This window comes from Rhodanobacter sp. sgz306013, from assembly GCF_057031145.1.
In genome coordinates this window covers 740,679-756,827 of record NZ_JBXCIJ010000003.1, presented here as the reverse complement: position 1 = coordinate 756,827, position 16,149 = coordinate 740,679, and the positions used below count along the sequence as shown (strand labels likewise).

Below are 16,149 nucleotides of genomic sequence, written 5' to 3'. Positions count from 1 at the left end.
GAAGGTTCGTCGGGCACCGCCGCGGGATCGCGGGGCCTGTCGGCAGCCGCGGTACCGGAGACGCTACCCGACGATTCGGTGCGACGCTGCTCCCTGGTCGGACTTCGCATGCCGGTGAGTGCGGGCCACCGGACAGGAAGTTGTGCATGGCCGGCGTGTTTCGCTTGATGAAATCCACCCGGAACATCCGCTGTCCACCGGTTCGGCGGGTCGGCCTGTTCAGTGGTCGCCCGTCGCGGGCATCCTGCCCGTCCGCATGCCCTGCACGATGGCCAACGACCGCGCCACGTGCTGGTCGGGTCGCAGGTGGTCGGCCTCCGACGACAGCGTGGCGACGATCCGTCCGTCGCTGGCGATGACGAACGTGGTGCGCGAGATGAAGCCATGGTCGATGGCCACTCCACGCACGTCGTTGATACCGGTTTGCGCCGCCATCATCCTGAGATCATAGGCGGCCGCCACCTTGCCGTCGGGGTCGGAGGCCACCGGGAATTTGCCGGCGCAGTATTTCGGATCCGACGAGAAGGCATTCAACCGCTCGAGGCTGTCGGCGGACACGCCGATGATGGTGGCGCCGGCTGCGTCGAACCTGGCCTTCTCAGTGGCGAAGGTATGCGCTTCCAGATCGCAGCCACCGGTATACGCCGATGGGTAGAAGTACACCACTACCGGTCCCTTCCTGAGGGCCTCCTTGAGCGAGAAGCTGAAATCCTTGCCGGCGCGGCTGGCCTCGGCAGTGAAATCCGGCGCCTTGGCACCGGGCTTGAGCGCGGCAAGTGCCGGCAGTGCCACCAGCTGCGCCAGTAGCACGACCGCGACCATCGATCCCGTCATACGCGTTTTCATCTGCGACCCTCGCATGTGTGCATCGACCCGGCACGGAATGGTCAGCGCCGGGTTCCTGCCAGGTTGGTGTCGAACCACTCCCGTGGTTCGTCGTACTCACTCCTGAGGTTACCTCTCCCATCGACAAGAACATCAGCACCCGTCACGGGCGGCAAAGGTGACTCCGCCATCGCCGGACCATCGACCCGCACCCCGTCGAGCAGCTCGTCCAGCGCGGTGACGGCATCGCGTGGATGGCGCCCGCGACGCAGTTCGTGGATGCCACGCCGGACCAGTTGCTGCTCGAAACGATCCCAGCTCGGCTGCGCCGCCGCGTACGACTGGTTGGCGCGCAATCGGACTGCGGCGTCGCTGGCACGAACCGGACTCAGCAACGCATCCGCGTCATCGGCCATCTCGGCGGACAGGAACACCGCCCCGACCAGATCCAGGGGCGCCGCTGCGAGTCGGCCGGGGCTCTGCCGCAGATCGGCCTCGAACTTCTCCACGCCGCTGCGCCGGCGTATGCGTGGTGAGCAGTCGAGCCAGTGCCGGGCAGCCCGGTCGTCCACATGCCGCAGCGCGTCGGCCTGCACGTGCAGGTAATTGGCGACGCCGGTGGCGAGCAGGGTTTCCGGCTGCACGAAGACGGCATCCTCAGCGAGAAAATCCAGGCCGTGCAGCAGGCTGTGCAGGGCCAGCGTCGACTTGCCCGCACCACTCTCGCCAAGCAGCAGCACGCCGCGCCCCTGCCGGCCCACACAGGCGCCGTGCAGTGGAACCAGGCCCAGTCCACGCGTCGCAAGGGTGAACACGGCGAATTCCACGAGTTCGTAGCGCAGGTGGTAGGGCCGATTAAGCATGTCTTCCGAGGCCACGACCAGTGCCCGCCCCTGCGCGGGTGCCAGCACCACGTAGTTCGATGCGTCCATCACGCCGCACAGCAAACCGGCACCGGATTGCATCCGCACCGGCAGCGGTTCGGTGCCCGGTAGCGAGGCACGGCGCGGCAGCAAGCGCAACTCGATGCGGAACTCGGGTGCAGCCACCGGCAGCCGATGTGTTGGCAGATCGGCATAGGCGGTCTCGACTACCTGTAGCAGGGCCGCGCTGGCACTGCCGAACTGGAAGTCGCCGCCCAGGATCACCTTGCGCACGGAGAACACGGGGCCGCTGCGCTCACGGAAAGGGTCGGCATCCGTGTCCGGAACGCCGTGGGGGATCGTCAAGGCCATCCTCGTCGCACGCGGCTCGTGGCAAGTGCCAATGAGTGCGACTGCTGCCGGGAAAGGTTGCGCACGCACGGCCGTGGCCGGCACATCGGGCATCGCATCGCGTTGCAGAACTTCGTAGCCACGCGGGCAACCGAAGCTCCGCGACGAAGCACTCACCTCCCGAAACAGCAGGCCCGAACGCAACCGTCGCCCGTCGTGGCGCCACCCCAGCCCGTCCCCGGCCCCCGGAGGCCATAGCGATGCTGAAGATCCTGGTCGGTCACGCCTACTACCTGAAGTACGACCGGAAGCAGTGGGAGCGCGGCAAGCCTTATCCACCCCTCGCCACAATCCAGGTGGCCGCCCTGTTGCGGCAGCTGGGACATGAGGTTGCGCTGTTCGATGCGATGCTGGCCGACGGAGTCGAGGATTTTTCCATCTCCCTGCACGGCGCGAGCCCTGACCTGGTCGTGCTGTACGAGGACAATTTCAACTTCCTGACCAAGATGTGCCTGGGCCGCATGCGCGAAGCGGCCTGCCACATGATTGCCGGGGCGCGTGCCGCCGGCGCCCGCGTGATCGTTGCCGGCTCCGATGCTTCCGACCATCCGGAGGCTTTTCTTGCGGCGGGCGCGGAGGTCGTGCTGATCGGCGAGGGCGTCGCGGCTCTTGCCGAGTTGACCGAACGGCTGGAGCGCGCGTCCGGCATCGCCACCCCGGCGTGGGTGGCCGGCCTCGCAGGCGTCGCAGCGCAGGCGGACGGCCAGTTGCAGCTGATGCGCATCGGCGCACGGCCACCGGACCCGCGTCTGGTCGGCCACCCGGCCTGGGACCTGGCCGACATCGGGCGCTACCGCGCTTTTTGGCAGGAGCGGCACGGCTATTTCAGCCTCAACATGGCTGCGTCGCGAGGCTGCCCGTTCCGTTGCAACTGGTGCGCCAAACCGATCTGGGGCAACCACTACATGCAGCGCACCCCACTGGATGTCGCGGCGGAGATGAGCCACCTGAAGCATGCCTTTCGACCCGACCACATCTGGATGGCGGACGACATCTTCGGCTTCCGCGTCGACTGGGTGATGGAGTTTGGTGAACACCTACGCGCCACCGACGGCGCGGTACCGTTCACCATCCAGACGCGCGCCGACCTGATCAGCGAGCGCATGGCCGAGGCCTTGGCGCAGGCGGGCTGCGCCGAGGCGTGGCTCGGCGCAGAGAGTGGCAGCCAGCGCGTGCTCGACGCAATGAACAAGGGCACGAGGGTTGCCGAACTGATCGTGGCGCGGGAACGGCTGGGTCAGCACGGCATCCGTGCGTGTTTCTTCATCCAGCTCGGCTACCTGGGTGAACAGCTGGCCGACCTGCTGGCCACCCGCGACCTGGTCGCACAGGCGGCACCTGACGACATCGGGGTGAGCGTGTCCTATCCGTTGCCCGGCACGCGGTTCTACGAGCTGGTGAAGGCCCAGCTTGGCCGGAAAACGCATTGGCGGGACAGCGGCGACCTGGCCATGATGTTCCGCGGTGCCTACGACTCGGAGTTCTACCGCAGCGTGCGCGACCTGCTGCACGAGCAGGTCGCGTTGCAGCAGGCGAAGGCGGGCATGCCGCCGGAACGGCACCGTGCGGCCAGCGCTGCCCTCGATGCGCGCTGGCATGCGCTGATCGCCTGCGAAGGCGCGCACCGCAACCGCGACGCAACGCCGCTGCCCGCGCCACAACGCATTGCTTTGCAAGTGCGCTAGGGCATCCCTGGCCATGCTGCCGCCACTTGCCATCGTCAGGAACGGCCTGCGCCGCACCACCGAAGCGCTCGCTGCCGAGCTGGCACTGGCGCGGCCGGGCGGCGAGACGCCCGCGTGGAGCGAACTCGAGTGGGAGCTGGCCGAGGCCGCCGCTGTCGCACACGGCGTGGCGCCACTGCTCGACCGGTACTCGACCTGGAACCATCCCGCGTGGCGGCGCTTCCTTGCCAGCCAGCGTGCGCACGTCGAGCAGCGCCATCACCGCATCATCGAGCTGCTCATGCGCATCGATGCCGGTGCCCGCGCCACGGGTTTTCCCGTCGTCGCCTTGAAGGGCTCGGCGCTGCACGCCGAGGGCATCTACGCGCCAGGCGAGCGGCCGATGGCCGACATCGACCTGCTGGTATGCGAAGCCGACGTGGCGGCCGCAACCGCGCTGCTGCAGGAGCTCGGCTACGTGGCCTCGTTCGCGCAATGGAAACACCTGGTGTTCAAGCCAGCCGGCGGCCGGCCCTATGCCGGGTTGGGTGAGCACCGCGACGCACCGGTGAATATCGAGCTGCACACGCAAATTCAGGAACGGCTGCCGGTGGCCGCCGTCGACATCACCGGGCGGATCTGGCCACACGCAGCGGAGCCGGGCCTGAATCCCTATCCGTCGACCGGCGCGCTGATGAGCCACCTGCTGCTGCATGCGGCCGGCAACATCTGCGGCCGCAGCCTGCGCCTGATGCACCTCCATGACATCTCGCTGCTGGCTACGCGCATGGTCGCGCGCGACTGGAACGAACTGTGGGGTGCGTGCGGTAACGAGGCGCCCTGGTGGGCGTTGCCGCCACTGCGGCTGGTCGCGCGCTACTACCGGCATGCCATTCCCGAAACCGTGCTTGCGCGACTCGAGCGCGATTGCCCTCCCCTGCTGCGCGCGGTATCGCGACGGCAGACCCTGACCCGGGTGTCCTGCTCCGAGCTGTGGCTGCATGCACTTGCTGGCATCGAATGGTCGCGCTCCTTCGGCGAAGCCATGCGCCACCTTGCGCGCCATGTGCGGCCCACGGACGAGGCCCGCAAGGAGCGCGCCGACATGCTGCGCACCCAGCTCTGGCTGCAAGGGCAGGACTGGGTCGCCTCGTCCCGGTGCCGGCGCGTGCTGACCTGGCTCGTCCGGCCGGTGCCGCGCATGGACACCATGTACGTGGTGCGCGCGGCCCTGGAGCCACACACCTCATTGGCGAGCGAGTAGCGCGTCCGCAGGGCCATCGACGACATGCACACCGGCGAGCAGTACCACGAATTCATGCTGGCTTCGCCGCGGGACCGGGCCGTGCGGGCCAGGTTCCAGCAGCTGGCGCTGGATCTCCTGCCTGCGGGCGCGGCCGTGCTCGATTTCGGTGCCGGCACCGGCATCGATGCGAAAGCCTATGCCGCCCATGGCCATCCGACGTTCGTGTTCGAACCCGCGGAGGTGATGCACGATAGCCTGCTGCGGCACTGCCGCGACGAGATCGCACGCGCAGCCGTCGTCACGGTCGCATCGCCGCTCGCCTGCGAGGTGCAGGCGGTCACGGCGAACTTCGCGGTCCTCAACCATTTCGCCGATCATGCCGCGTTGTTCGGGCAACTGTCGCGCGTGGTCCGGAATGGCGGTTTCGTGCTGGCCAGCCTGCTCAACCCCTACTGCCTCGCCGACGCGCGCTACCGCTGGTGGCGGGCAAACCTGGTGAATCTCGTGCTCCGCGGCCGCTACGCCATCCCGAGCGAAAGCCGCATCCACCGTTTCGCGCCAGGGGTCGTGGCACGGGCGGCAACGCCGCACTTCCGGCTGGAACGCCTTGCGCCCCGCGGCCTCGGGCTGGCCTCCGAGCCCTACATGTTCCTGTTGTTCCGGAGGGTCTGAGGATGTGGAAGGACTGGATCAGGCCGTTCATCCGCCCCTTGCCGCAGTGGTCGGTAGTCGCCGTCGCCTCCCCGCAGCAGACGGTCGTCGCCAACCTGCGCTGGGGTGGCGCTACTGCAGATGTCACCACCGACCACACCGTGGCCTCGCTCCGGCCGCTCACCATCGCGACCAGCCTGGACGCCGGACCGGGCGCGACGCTCGAGTACCGCGAACGTGCCGGCGGCAGGTTGCTCGGGATGCTGCAGCTGGCGCGCGCGGCGGTGGTCAGCAGCGATGGCAGCACGCTTACCCTCTACCACGTCACGGTCGGTGGGCACCGCTGCCTGGTCTGGCCGCTGCGCCCATGGAACGCATGGCTGCAGAACCGCCTCATGCAGAGGAACACTTCGTCGCCGCACTCCCTGATGGCACCCGCCGCCACCCAGCTGTTGATGATCGCCTACCTGAGCCCGCGGCCGGTCATCCTTGTCTCCGTCGACGCGCCCGGCCACCGCAACATCTTCCCGATGGACCTGATCGGCCCGCTGGGGCGCAGCGGGTTGTTTGCGCTCGCGCTGCGCAGCACCAACGTTTCCGTGCCGGTGATGCGCGAATCGCGCCGGGTCGCCCTCTCCTGCATGCCGGCGACGATGAAGGACGCCGTCTACTCACTCAGCGTGCACCACAGGGAGCCGCTTCCGGACTGGACGGCGTTGCCATTCCCGGTGCGGCCCTCGCGTGCCTTCGGCATACCGGTGGTGGCTGCGGCGCTGCGCATCCGCGAACTGGAGATCGTGCACAGCGAGGAGGTGGGTTCGCACACGTTCTTTCTCGGCCGCATCGTGTCCGAGGAAGCCTTGGTGGAGGACGCCCAGCTGCACCACACGGCGGGCTTCCACCAGGCCTGGCGCCGCCGGCGCGGCAAGCCGTTCGCGGAGGTGGGGCCCGCCTGAGCGCGCAACCCCGGCTCAGGCCTTCGTTGCCACCGCCAGGGTGAGACTCTGCAGAAAATGAAAGTCCGGCCGCCGCAGCGCGTAGCACGCGTCGTCCGGATCGCACAGCCGCGCCAGCGCGTCGAAATCTTCCGGCTGCAGGTAGGGCCGCAGGCGCTCGCCCCAGGTATCCCGGAAGATCGCTTCGCGCAGGTAGCGCTCGTCCGCTTCGGCGAGTGGCTGGGTGCGCTCGATCATCCGCGTGTGCACCGTCACCCGTGGCAATCCCGATGCCTGCAGCCAGCCGACCAGCGCGCGGACCGCAGTGAACTCATGCTCGCTGCGGCCGTAACGGTCGCGGTAGTACGCACGCACCGCGTCGTTGACGCGTTGTTCGAGGCGGGCATCCCACGCGAAGTACATGTCCGGCACCAGCGAGCTCTGCCCCACCGCGAGGCGGCCGCCCGGCCGCAGCAGCTTCGCCAGTACCCGCAGGCCGGCGACCGGGTCGTGCAGATGATTGACGGCGTTGACGGCCCAGACCAGATCGAAGCTGCCGTCCGCCAGCGGTGGCCGCAGCATGTCGGCCTGCAGGACAGTTGCCTGCGTCGGCGCGCTGCGGCGGGCGATGTGGACATGCGCGGTGGCAAGGTCCATCCCCACCACCAGTGCGCGATTGCCCTGGCATTCGTGGAACCAGCCAACCGCCTCGCCTGTGCCACAGCCGGCGTCGAGCACCCGCTCCCCCGCCCGCACCGCCAACGCCGCTATTGCCTCGCGCAGCTCCGGTTGTGCGAAGGCGTTGAACAACTGAAGCTTCTCTGCGTAGTCGCGCTGTGGGGTGTCGCCTAGCAGTCCGGTCGCAGCCTGTGCCCTTTTCATCGCGTCGAGTCCATCGCTGCAGGACAGCCGTACCGCCCTCGAATGAGGGCGGACGCTTCGTTGTAGTGCCGCAGCCGCCGGCGTAGACGGGTGAGCGGACGCTCGACCAGGAACCAGGACGCCAGCGCCGCGACAAAGACCAGCATCAGGTTCTGCGGGAATGCGCATATCCAGGCGCCGGAGCGGTGGTCCAGGAAGGGCGACTGCCACAGGTATAACGAGTAGCTGAGAACGCCGAGATAAACCATCGGTTTCCAGTTCAGGAAGGATCCCCCCAGGCTTCGTGCATGGCGTGTACTCGATTCGATCAGCAGTGCGAGGCACACGTTCATCACCGGCGTCCCCAGCACTATTGCCGCGGGATGGCTGCCCATGCGGTTGATCAGCAGCACCAGGGGCACCGCGAGTACGAGCCAACGGCTTCCGGTCAGGCGCAGGTACCACGTTCGGGTCAGCAACCATGGCCGCAGCAATGCCAACGCACACCCCGCGGCCAGGTAATCGAACATTGCAGGGAAACTCGTCAGCATGCCGCCCGGGAAACGGGGATCGACATGGGCCATCCACTCGCGGATGGAAAAGCGCACCAGTGGGCCCATGCAGATCGCCGCGACCGCGACAACCAAGGCACGACGTTCGCGCAGGGCCACCAGCGTCAGCGGCCACAGGAGATAAAACTGCTCCTCGACCGACAACGACCAGAGGTGCCCGATCTGCAGGGAACGGCCCGGCTCGAAGTTGACCGTGTAGGTCAGCGCATAAGCAAAGTCGCGCCCGGTCAGCTGCACCACTCCCGCCCCCGTTGCGATCGCCATGACCAGGATGAACGCGTAGAACGCGGGAAAGATGCGCACCATCCGGCGCAGGTAGAACCGCTTCAGCGAGATATCCCCCATCGCCTCGCGCTCGCCCATCAGCAGCAAGGTGATGAGAAAACCGGAAATCACGAAGAACACCAGCACGCCGAGATGCGCGACATCGCCGCACCAGCGACCGTACTCCGCGATCGAAACGGGAAAATGCCGCGTCCCGCAAAGATGTCCGTAGCACACCATCAGGATCGAGATCGCCCGAAGTCCGTCCAGCGACGGAATGCGGGTGCCGGCCGGGCTCGCCACCACTGGGCCAGCCGGCCAAGCCGCCAGTGACGCGGGGGCATCCTTCATTTTCATGCGGCACGCAAACGCAGGTAGAGCGCCTCGAATGTCCGCGCGGTGTGGTCGGCGTCCTCGCGCAACGCGCGCAATTGCGCACCGGCGGCCAGCCGCAGCCGTAGCTCCTCGTCGCCGAGCAGGCGGCAGATGGCATCCGCCAGCGCCGCAGCGTCGCCGACCGGTACAGCCAGTGCCGCCGCCGGCGCCCACTCCGCGATGTGTCCGACCGCCGTGCCCACCGTGGGCACGCCCACGGCGGCGGCCTCGAGCGCCACCAACGGTCCGGCCTCGTGCAGCGACGACATCACGAGCAGGTCGACTGACTCCATCAACGGACGCAGTTCGCGCTGGGTCCTGAAGCCGAGAAAGCGTACGCGTCGATCCAGCTTGAGCCGGCTGGCGAGCCGCTGCATTTCACCTTGCAAGGTATCCACGCCGACGATGTCCATTTCGAAGTCCACCCCTGTCCCTGCCAGGAGCGCCAGCGCGTGCAGCAGGGTCGGCTGGTCCTTGACGCGGTTGAGGCTGCCGACGTGGATCAGCCGGGCCGGTCCCGCATCGCGTCCGCGCGGCGCGCGGGGCGGCCAGATCATCAGGTCGACACCCAGCGGCACCCGTCGGGCCCGCAGTCCCAACGCACGCAGGGAATCGAGGATCGGCGTGCTGGCGGCGGTGATCGCATCGGCACCGCGCAGCACCACCGCCTCGCGCAGCCGTGCCTTCCATGTGCGCCGGCCGCCGTAGGCTATCCCGGGCAACGCGATCAGCTCGCCGCCGGCGATGTGCACCAGGCTCGGTCGCCGCAACAGCTTCGCCGCGACCACGGCGACCAGGCTGCAGGAGCCGGAGAAGATCGCGTGGATCGCGTCGAACGGCGCGCGGCGATGCTCGACGCGGATCGCTGCGATGGCACGCAGCCGCGTCCGGCCTTCGCCGATGTTGTGGATCTGCGCGCCAGCGAGTTTCCAACAGTCCGGCGCTGCTTCCTGATGCAAGGCGAACACGTGCACTTCGTGGGTGCGCGCCAGTCGAACTATCAGTGCCAGCAGGGCCGGGATCACGCGGAACTCGCCGCTGCGATCCACTCCACCGGGAACCACCAGCGCGATCTTCATGGCATGTTCCCACGGCGATCGTCGAGGACCCGCGCATAGGCCTCGGCCCAGAGCCGCCCCACGGCGTCGAACGAGAGCGTCTCGTCGAAATGCGCGCGCACCTGCCGCGGCGAAGCAAGGTCCGCCGCGGCACCGACCAGCGCTTCGGCAAGCGCCGACGCATCGCCGCACGGCCACAAGCGGCCGATGCGGCCGTTGCCGGTCAGCTCGCGGAATGCCGGGATGTCCGTGAGCACGGGCGTGAGGCCGCAAGCGATGGCCTCCATCGCCGCGTAGCCGCTGCCTTCGGCGCGGCTGCCGGAGACGAACAGGTCGGCGGCGCGCATCAGCGCCTCGACCTCTGCATGCGCCACCCTGCCCAGCAGGTGCACGCGTCCGGCCAGCCGCCGGTCGGCATCGATGCGCGTCCGCACCTCGGCCAGCATCGGCTGCTCGCCGAAGGCGCACCACAGGCGCAAGCCGGGCATGCGCTCTGCCGCCAGCGCAACGCCGTCGAGCACCGTCAGCGGATCCTTGCCGCGATTCAGGCGTCCCACCCACAGCGCGCAAGGCTCGCCATGCACTCCGGTCGCCGCACGTGCACTGGCGCGATCCCCCGGCATGAAGCGGCTGCTGGATTCGGGGATCGCGAGGAGCCGTGTCGCCGGGCCGAACACGCCGGCGTCGATGAAGGGCCGTGCGAGATCGAGCGAAGTGAACGCAATGCCCGCTGCCGCCGCGAAGCGCCGGCGATGGCGCGGACGCCGCCACCAGCGTGGCAGCCGGTCGGCATGATCCTGGAAAACCACTGGCACACCCGGCGCGAGGTTGGCTGCCACCGCAAACGCATCGTCGGCATAGGCCAGGCTGTGCGCATGCAGCACGTCGACGCCACTGCCGTCCAGGACATCGGCGAAACGGCGGCCCCGGCCACTCGCCGCACGCGTTCCATGCATGTCGACGAAGCGATAGTCCACGCCGGCGCGCGTCAGGCGCTCCGCATGCGCGGCCGCCTGCAACACGGTGACCTGGACGCCGGCGCCCACCACCAGCTCCGCGATGTCCGCCAGCGACGGCCAGCGTTCGAGCAGGGCCGCGAGGCCCAGGCCGCGGGGTGCGGGCAGGAAATTGATCTGCACCACATGCACGGCCGGTGCCCGCCTACAGGCCCGACACCTGCGGCATGCGCAGGCGCACCAGCCGGTTCGCCAGGGTCAGCTCCCACGGCCTGTCGTACTTGCGGAAGTGGTAGCGCCAGCCCGCCATCGCACTCAGCCTGCGCTTGGCCCACGGCGGTGCGCGCAGATCCTGCACGGTGGGGTAGCGGCAGCGCAGCACGGTGACGAAGTCGTTGATGCGGCGGCGCAGCCGGTCGGTGAGCCAAGGGGCATCCATGTGGCAGGCGTAATCGACCCAGCGCGGCTGCGCCCACTCGTCCGGTGTCGCGGGGAACACCACCGGTTCGCCGTCGATGTCCAGCAGCGGCGTACCCGGCCGCCTGGCGCGATCCTTCTCGTGGCGGCTGTGCTCCGGTAGCGGCGTGTAGACATAGATGACGATCTCCGTCTGCGGGTTGACTCGCTTCATCTCGCGGATGAATTCGAACGTGCGTTCGGTCTCCTCCTCCGTGTTCTCCGGCGGCGCGACCATGAACGACAGCTCCGGGATCACGCCGTGGCGGCGGCACAGCTCGACCACCTGCAGGGTCTGGTCCGGCCGCGTGCCCTTGCGGATGTCGTGCAGCATCTGGCCGCTGGGCGATTCCGCGCCGATGTAGGCCATGCGCAGCCGGCTCTTGCGCACCAGTTCCCACGCGGGCTCCGAGAGCTTGAGCAGCGCGTCGGAACGGGCGAAGCACCACCACGGCAGCCCGAACCTCGCCATCACCTCGAGCAGCGGCAGCATGTCCGCCTCGCGGTCGAAGAAGTTGTGGTCGAAGTACTGCACCGAGTCGGCGCCCAGCACATCCTTGAAATAGCCCAGCTCGTGCTCCAGCCGTGCGGCCGCCGGCAGCTGGGTCGCGCCGTTGAACATCGCCGCCACCCCGCAGAAGGTGCAGTGGTAGCGGCAGCCGATGGCCGCCTGGGTGGCGACGGTCCGCTGGCCGAGGTAGGTGCGCGCCAAGTAGCGGCGCGGATCGCCGAGCTTGCCGTATGGAAGCAGCCCCGCGGGGTCGTGCCGCATGATGGGACGGGCCGGGTTGTGCACCACCGTGCCGGCACGCTTCCAGGACAGGCCGGCGATGTGGCCCAGTTCTGGCTCGTCGTCGACGATCGCGGCGACCAGCTCGGACAGGGTCCTCTCGCCTTGCGCGCGGATCGCGTAGTCCACATACGGCGCCGCCAGCGTGGCATCCGTATGCAGGGTCGCGAAATAGCCGCCCCAGATGATCGGCACCAACGGAAAACGCGCACGTATCGCCTTGGACACGGCGATCGCAGTGGCTACCTGCGGGCCACCCATCACGCCGACGCCGACGGCGTCGAAGCGCTCCTGCTCCATGGCCCGCAGGCTGTCGTTAACAAAGTCGCGGTCCACGTTGCCATCGATGATGCGGCTGCTGCCGGTGCGGTCAAGCGCCGCCGCCAGTTGCAGCAGCCCGAGCGGAAATCGCGCGCTCGAGCGCGAGGTGACGGTCGGATTGATCAGCAAGGTGCGCGGGGCGGTCATGGGCGGGCCTGCATGCAAGCGGGATCGGCGGCGGCGGAAACAGGCGCGCGCCGCAACCGGAACACCAGCGCGACGGGTACCTCCAGCGCCCGCGGGTCGAAATGCGCACCGGCGGGAATGTCGGCGGGGTCGAGCATGGGTTCCAGCACCTGCTCGATCTGCAGCCCCAGCGTGGCGCAGGCAGCATGCCAATGGCCGTACAGATGCGACGTGTGCCGCACGGCGTAGCTGCGCCCTCCGAATTTGAAATCGCGACGCCAACCCAGGGCATGCCCGATAGGATGCACGTCGCTGCACAACAGGATGCCGCCAGGCCGAGTCACCCGGCACAGCTCGGCCAGCGCCTGTCCGAGATGCTGGAGATGCCCGACGACCAGGCCGCAGATCGTCAGGTCCGCGTGAGCATCCGGTACCGGCAGGGCCGCCAGGTTTCCCTGCAGCAGGGTGACCTGCGTGCCGGCCCGCAATGTGCCCAGTTCCGAGCCGGCGCGTTCCAGCATCTGCGACGACAAGTCCACACCGATCGCGCGCTCCGCGCCGCGCCGCAATGCGTGGAGCAGGTAGCGCCCGCTGCCGCAACCGGCATCGACCACCGCCTGCCCGCGCAGCGAGGCCGGCATCAGCCCGAGCATCGCGCGCTCCTCGGCATGCATCACCGGGTTGTGGGCATGCGCCGGGTACCCGGACGCCCATAGGGCGTAGGCTTCGGCCGGTTCCAATGGCAATGCGTGCGTCATCATTGGCACCACGCTTCCAACGCGCGCTCGCACCCGGGCGCATTGTGTGCGGTGACGAGTTCGAGCCCTGGCTCGAGCGCTAGCAGGTCCGGGTCGGCGATGGGCGCGGCCAGCAGCTTCGGCCGGCCATCCAGCACCGCGGGCACGGCGTCCACGCCGGCGATCGCGAACCACTCCGCGAAGTCGGGATCGGCGATGCACGGCACACCGTCGCGCACGACCGCGCGAATCTCGTTGCGTTCGATGCCTGTCAGGCTGCGCGCCGCACCGCCGCGGTCCTCGACGATCACCAGGTCAGCCTGCGCACCCGGTGCGAGGTTGCCGCGCCTGGGCAGGTGCAGGATGTGCGCCGCCGCTGTCGTGGCCAAGGCCAGGATCTGCGCAGGCGAGAGCTCGCCGCGCGCGGTGATGCCGCGCATCTCCTCGAGCAGGTCGCGCGCACCGCTGAGCCGCGAGTCGCTGCCCAGCGCCAGTCGGCCGGCCGCGCACAGGCGCCGCGGGTCGAGCGTGTGTCCGAGCAGGTTGCGGTTGCTGGTCGGACACCACACCACCGCGGCGCCGCTGGCGATCACGCGATCGATGTCCGCCGCGCGCAAGCCGACGCCATGCACCAGCACGCTGTTCGCCGCAAGGCAGCCCAGCCGATCCAGCTGCGCCAACTCCGCCTGCGCGACCGCGTCGGTGCCTTCGGCCAGGTGGATCATCCAGGGACGCCCGGCGGGCGTGGCGGCAAAGCTCGCCTGCACCGGCGGTCCGTAACCAGGCCAGCCCAGCGCGTAGCTCCAGCCGTAGTCGCGCAACAGCGTTATCGGGAAATCCAGCGCATCGAGCGCCGGATGCCACGGGTCGTGGTGCGCCACGCAGGTGACGCCGGCGAGCAGGTTCTTGAGCGCGCCATGGCGCAGCCGCAGTGCTTTCGGCAGGCGCAACGCGGCGACGACAGCGGGCTCGGCGAAATGTGCCCGGAACGCCCTGATCCACTCGTAGCTGTTGGCGAACGGCGCGTTCCCGTGCAAGGGCGGCACGGCGTTCACGTGCAGGTGCTCGTGCGCGTTGATCAGGCCGGGGAAGATCAGGTGATCGTGCAGATCGATGCGCCAGGCCCGCGCGGACAAGGAGGCGCCGATGCGCGAAGCCCGGACCGGCAGCGGCGCATGCGAAGCACCGGCCGGCGCGACCGTGATCGCACGGCACAGGCTTATGTCCAACGCGGCCTGCAAGATGTCCATGAGCTCAGCGCCGTCGCATCACGATCAGGAAATGGTCGCCCATGTCGCGCAACAACGGCAGCGCACCGAGGTGATCGTCGAGCCAGCCCAGGCCTCCGCAGCGGCGGCGATGACGACGGTAGTAATCCACCAGGTAGGGCGGCGGCAAGAACAGGCTCAGCGCGCGGTAGTCCGCCAGCGCGAAGTGCTTGGCAAAGGCACGATAGAACTCGCGTGGAAGGTAGTAATGGGTCCAGATCGTGTGGCGGTTCATGCCCACCGCCGTGGCGCCGCGGGCCGCGCGCACGCCGGCCCGCCGCCAGCGTCCGCGCAACGTGTAGTGCACCAGCTCCCACGGGCAGATGCGACCGATCACCGAGAACACCAGCTGGCCGCCTGGCCGCAGCAGTCGTGCACATTCGGCTGCGACCGCGTGCAGGTCCGGTGCACAGTTCAGCGGACCGAAATTCGAATAGATGCCGTCGAACGCATCGTCCAGCCGGTCGAGCTGCTGGATGCCGAGGTGCGCGGTGGCGACAGAGGCCTCCATGCCTGCGGCGGCGGCGCGCACCTGTGTCCGCGCGACCATCTGCGGCGACCAGTCGGTGGCGACGACCTGATAGCCGCGCCGCGCGAATTCAATCGCGTCGAGGCCGGTGCCGCAGCCCAGGTCGAGCAGGCATCCGCCATCGGGCAATCTGTTGCACACGGTGTCCCAAAGGGTAGAGCGCATGCGCTGGATCAGTTCGTTGTTGCCGCGGGGACCGTCGTAGTCGGCCGCCACGCTGTCGAAGGCACGCTGCGTGTCAAGCAGTTGCGCCTCGCTCAAGGGTGCATCCGACCGGCGTCGGCGAACGCCGTCGTCGCCGGATTCGACCGGACACCCTGTTTCAAGCCCGTGTTGTCCACTCATCGAGTCGATCCCTATTGCGTCCGGTGCCGCGGGTCGATTGCCACCACGGCCAAGGCCGGTCGCCTATGGCGATGCCCGTCACGGCCATGGGTGTTCCGATCCGCCTGATGGGTGCCGCCATGAGCGGATTTGGTTGAGCGGTGGCGGAAATTCCGGGGCCGTTCCCCGCATGCGTCGGGTCGACGCAACCGTTGGCCGACGGGATGGCACGCATGTCATGCGCACGGCGACATGAAGCCGGCGCGTGGTGGAAGACACGGACATCGAAACCAACTCGTGAGGCATCCGGGAGAAGAAATGACCGCGAAATCCAGGACTCCGACCGCGCCGGGATCGCGCGACAGGTGCGCCGCAGAAATCGGATCGGTGGGTCCGCTCAATCGACGGGCGTTCTTGCAAAAGGTCGGGGCCGGCGTCGCGCTGCTGCCATTCGCTGGAATGGCCATGGCGTATCGCAACCCATCCACCGCCAGCCCCGTACCGGAGAGGCAGGGAGCGGTATCGGCCGAGCCCGATTCACCGGCCGTCGCCATCGCCCACGCCCATATCGAGGCATGGAGCAACCATGACTTCACCACGGCGCGAAAGAGCCTTGCAGCCGACGTCCACTTCACCGCAATGAGCACGCAACCCGCCGTGCCGTCGACGAACCTCGTCGGCATCGATGACTACATGGCGAGCCTGGTCCGTTTCGCCCGGGCCGTCGTGCCGGCCAGCGCCCGCGTGATCGCGAGCGTCGGCGACGAACGCAACGCACTCATCATGGTGACTGTGAAGGCAGTTCTCGGCCTCGGCGCAGCGAGGACGCTTCCGACCGCTCGCCTCTATCGGCTCGATGGACGGGGCAAGATCGAGGACGAGCAAGTCATCTTCTATGTTGACCGGCGCTGAGTATT

The 16,149-nt window shown here is 68.4% G+C and carries 15 protein-coding genes; 5 read left to right on the top strand and 10 right to left on the bottom strand.

The window, feature by feature from the left end; genetic code table 11:
* Positions 1-219 precede the first annotated feature (219 nt).
* On the bottom strand, positions 220-822 hold the full coding sequence (locus AC2EWF_RS12990) for a peroxiredoxin (RefSeq protein ID WP_483639781.1): 603 nt from the start codon (positions 820-822) through the stop codon (positions 220-222).
* A gap of 65 nt (positions 823-887) precedes the next feature.
* A complete protein-coding gene (locus tag AC2EWF_RS12985; RefSeq protein ID WP_483639780.1) occupies positions 888-2,060 on the bottom strand; it encodes a phosphoenolpyruvate carboxykinase (ATP) in 1,173 nt (390 codons plus the stop codon).
* Positions 2,061-2,299: 239 nt separating this feature from the next.
* Between AC2EWF_RS12985 and AC2EWF_RS12980 the strand changes: the two genes are divergently transcribed.
* From AC2EWF_RS12980 to AC2EWF_RS12965, 4 genes are read left to right on the top strand one after another with little or no spacing between them, the layout of a single operon-like run.
* The gene (locus tag AC2EWF_RS12980; RefSeq protein WP_483639818.1) at positions 2,300-3,784 is read left to right on the top strand and encodes a B12-binding domain-containing radical SAM protein; all 1,485 of its coding nucleotides are present in this window, start codon (positions 2,300-2,302) and stop codon (positions 3,782-3,784) included.
* Between the two features lie 13 nt (positions 3,785-3,797).
* A complete protein-coding gene (locus tag AC2EWF_RS12975) occupies positions 3,798-5,027 on the top strand; it encodes a nucleotidyltransferase family protein (RefSeq protein WP_483639779.1) in 1,230 nt (409 codons plus the stop codon).
* A gap of 54 nt (positions 5,028-5,081) precedes the next feature.
* Positions 5,082-5,681, top strand: a complete 600-nt coding sequence (locus AC2EWF_RS12970; protein ID WP_483639778.1) for a class I SAM-dependent methyltransferase — start codon at positions 5,082-5,084, stop codon at positions 5,679-5,681.
* Positions 5,682-5,683: 2 nt separating this feature from the next.
* A complete protein-coding gene (locus tag AC2EWF_RS12965; protein ID WP_483639777.1) occupies positions 5,684-6,616 on the top strand; it encodes a flavin reductase in 933 nt (310 codons plus the stop codon).
* A 15-nt stretch (positions 6,617-6,631) separates the two neighbouring features.
* Here AC2EWF_RS12965 and AC2EWF_RS12960 read toward each other — a convergent pair whose 3' ends face one another.
* From AC2EWF_RS12960 to AC2EWF_RS12925, 8 genes are read right to left on the bottom strand one after another with little or no spacing between them, the layout of a single operon-like run.
* Positions 6,632-7,477, bottom strand: a complete 846-nt coding sequence (locus tag AC2EWF_RS12960) for a class I SAM-dependent methyltransferase (RefSeq protein WP_483639776.1) — start codon at positions 7,475-7,477, stop codon at positions 6,632-6,634.
* Positions 7,474-8,649 (bottom strand): acyltransferase family protein, encoded by a 1,176-nt coding sequence (locus AC2EWF_RS12955; protein WP_483639775.1) that lies wholly within the window; start codon positions 8,647-8,649, stop codon positions 7,474-7,476. Before AC2EWF_RS12955 ends, AC2EWF_RS12960 begins: the two co-directional genes overlap by 4 nt.
* Entirely contained in the window at positions 8,646-9,746 is a 1,101-nt protein-coding gene (locus tag AC2EWF_RS12950; protein ID WP_483639774.1) for a glycosyltransferase family 4 protein, read from the bottom strand. Before AC2EWF_RS12950 ends, AC2EWF_RS12955 begins: the two co-directional genes overlap by 4 nt.
* A complete protein-coding gene (locus tag AC2EWF_RS12945) occupies positions 9,743-10,873 on the bottom strand; it encodes a glycosyltransferase family 4 protein (protein ID WP_483639773.1) in 1,131 nt (376 codons plus the stop codon). The genes AC2EWF_RS12950 and AC2EWF_RS12945 overlap by 4 nt, the downstream gene beginning before the upstream one ends.
* 13 nt (positions 10,874-10,886) lie before the next feature.
* Positions 10,887-12,395 (bottom strand): B12-binding domain-containing radical SAM protein, encoded by a 1,509-nt coding sequence (locus AC2EWF_RS12940; RefSeq protein WP_483639772.1) that lies wholly within the window; start codon positions 12,393-12,395, stop codon positions 10,887-10,889.
* Complete coding sequence (locus tag AC2EWF_RS12935) at positions 12,392-13,132, bottom strand: class I SAM-dependent methyltransferase (protein WP_483639771.1); 741 nt, start codon at positions 13,130-13,132, stop codon at positions 12,392-12,394. Before AC2EWF_RS12935 ends, AC2EWF_RS12940 begins: the two co-directional genes overlap by 4 nt.
* A complete protein-coding gene (locus tag AC2EWF_RS12930) occupies positions 13,132-14,361 on the bottom strand; it encodes an amidohydrolase family protein (RefSeq protein WP_483639770.1) in 1,230 nt (409 codons plus the stop codon). Before AC2EWF_RS12930 ends, AC2EWF_RS12935 begins: the two co-directional genes overlap by 1 nt.
* A gap of 4 nt (positions 14,362-14,365) precedes the next feature.
* Positions 14,366-15,169, bottom strand: a complete 804-nt coding sequence (locus tag AC2EWF_RS12925) for a class I SAM-dependent methyltransferase (RefSeq protein ID WP_483639769.1) — start codon at positions 15,167-15,169, stop codon at positions 14,366-14,368.
* Positions 15,170-15,550: 381 nt separating this feature from the next.
* On the opposite strand from AC2EWF_RS12925, the gene AC2EWF_RS12920 reads away from it, so the two are divergent.
* Positions 15,551-16,144 carry a nuclear transport factor 2 family protein gene (locus tag AC2EWF_RS12920; protein ID WP_483639768.1) on the top strand — a complete coding sequence of 198 codons (594 nt, stop codon included), beginning with the start codon at positions 15,551-15,553 and terminating at the stop codon, positions 16,142-16,144.
* Positions 16,145-16,149: the final 5 nt, after the last annotated feature.

Excerpts from the sequence above, each read along its gene's own strand:
- AC2EWF_RS12990 (WP_483639781.1), bottom strand. The coding sequence starts at position 822 with ATGGTCGCGGTCGTGCTACTGGCGCAGCTGGTGGCACTGCCGGCACTT.
- AC2EWF_RS12985 (WP_483639780.1), bottom strand. The coding sequence starts at position 2,060 with ATGGCCTTGACGATCCCCCACGGCGTTCCGGACACGGATGCCGACCCT.
- AC2EWF_RS12980 (WP_483639818.1), top strand. The coding sequence starts at position 2,300 with ATGCTGAAGATCCTGGTCGGTCACGCCTACTACCTGAAGTACGACCGG.
- AC2EWF_RS12975 (WP_483639779.1), top strand. The coding sequence starts at position 3,798 with ATGCTGCCGCCACTTGCCATCGTCAGGAACGGCCTGCGCCGCACCACC.
- AC2EWF_RS12970 (WP_483639778.1), top strand. The coding sequence starts at position 5,082 with ATGCTGGCTTCGCCGCGGGACCGGGCCGTGCGGGCCAGGTTCCAGCAG.
- AC2EWF_RS12965 (WP_483639777.1), top strand. The coding sequence starts at position 5,684 with ATGTGGAAGGACTGGATCAGGCCGTTCATCCGCCCCTTGCCGCAGTGG.
- AC2EWF_RS12960 (WP_483639776.1), bottom strand. The coding sequence starts at position 7,477 with ATGAAAAGGGCACAGGCTGCGACCGGACTGCTAGGCGACACCCCACAG.
- AC2EWF_RS12955 (WP_483639775.1), bottom strand. The coding sequence starts at position 8,649 with ATGAAAATGAAGGATGCCCCCGCGTCACTGGCGGCTTGGCCGGCTGGC.
- AC2EWF_RS12950 (WP_483639774.1), bottom strand. The coding sequence starts at position 9,746 with ATGAAGATCGCGCTGGTGGTTCCCGGTGGAGTGGATCGCAGCGGCGAG.
- AC2EWF_RS12940 (WP_483639772.1), bottom strand. The coding sequence starts at position 12,395 with ATGACCGCCCCGCGCACCTTGCTGATCAATCCGACCGTCACCTCGCGC.
- AC2EWF_RS12935 (WP_483639771.1), bottom strand. The coding sequence starts at position 13,132 with ATGACGCACGCATTGCCATTGGAACCGGCCGAAGCCTACGCCCTATGG.
- AC2EWF_RS12930 (WP_483639770.1), bottom strand. The coding sequence starts at position 14,361 with ATGGACATCTTGCAGGCCGCGTTGGACATAAGCCTGTGCCGTGCGATC.
- AC2EWF_RS12920 (WP_483639768.1), top strand. The coding sequence starts at position 15,551 with ATGACCGCGAAATCCAGGACTCCGACCGCGCCGGGATCGCGCGACAGG.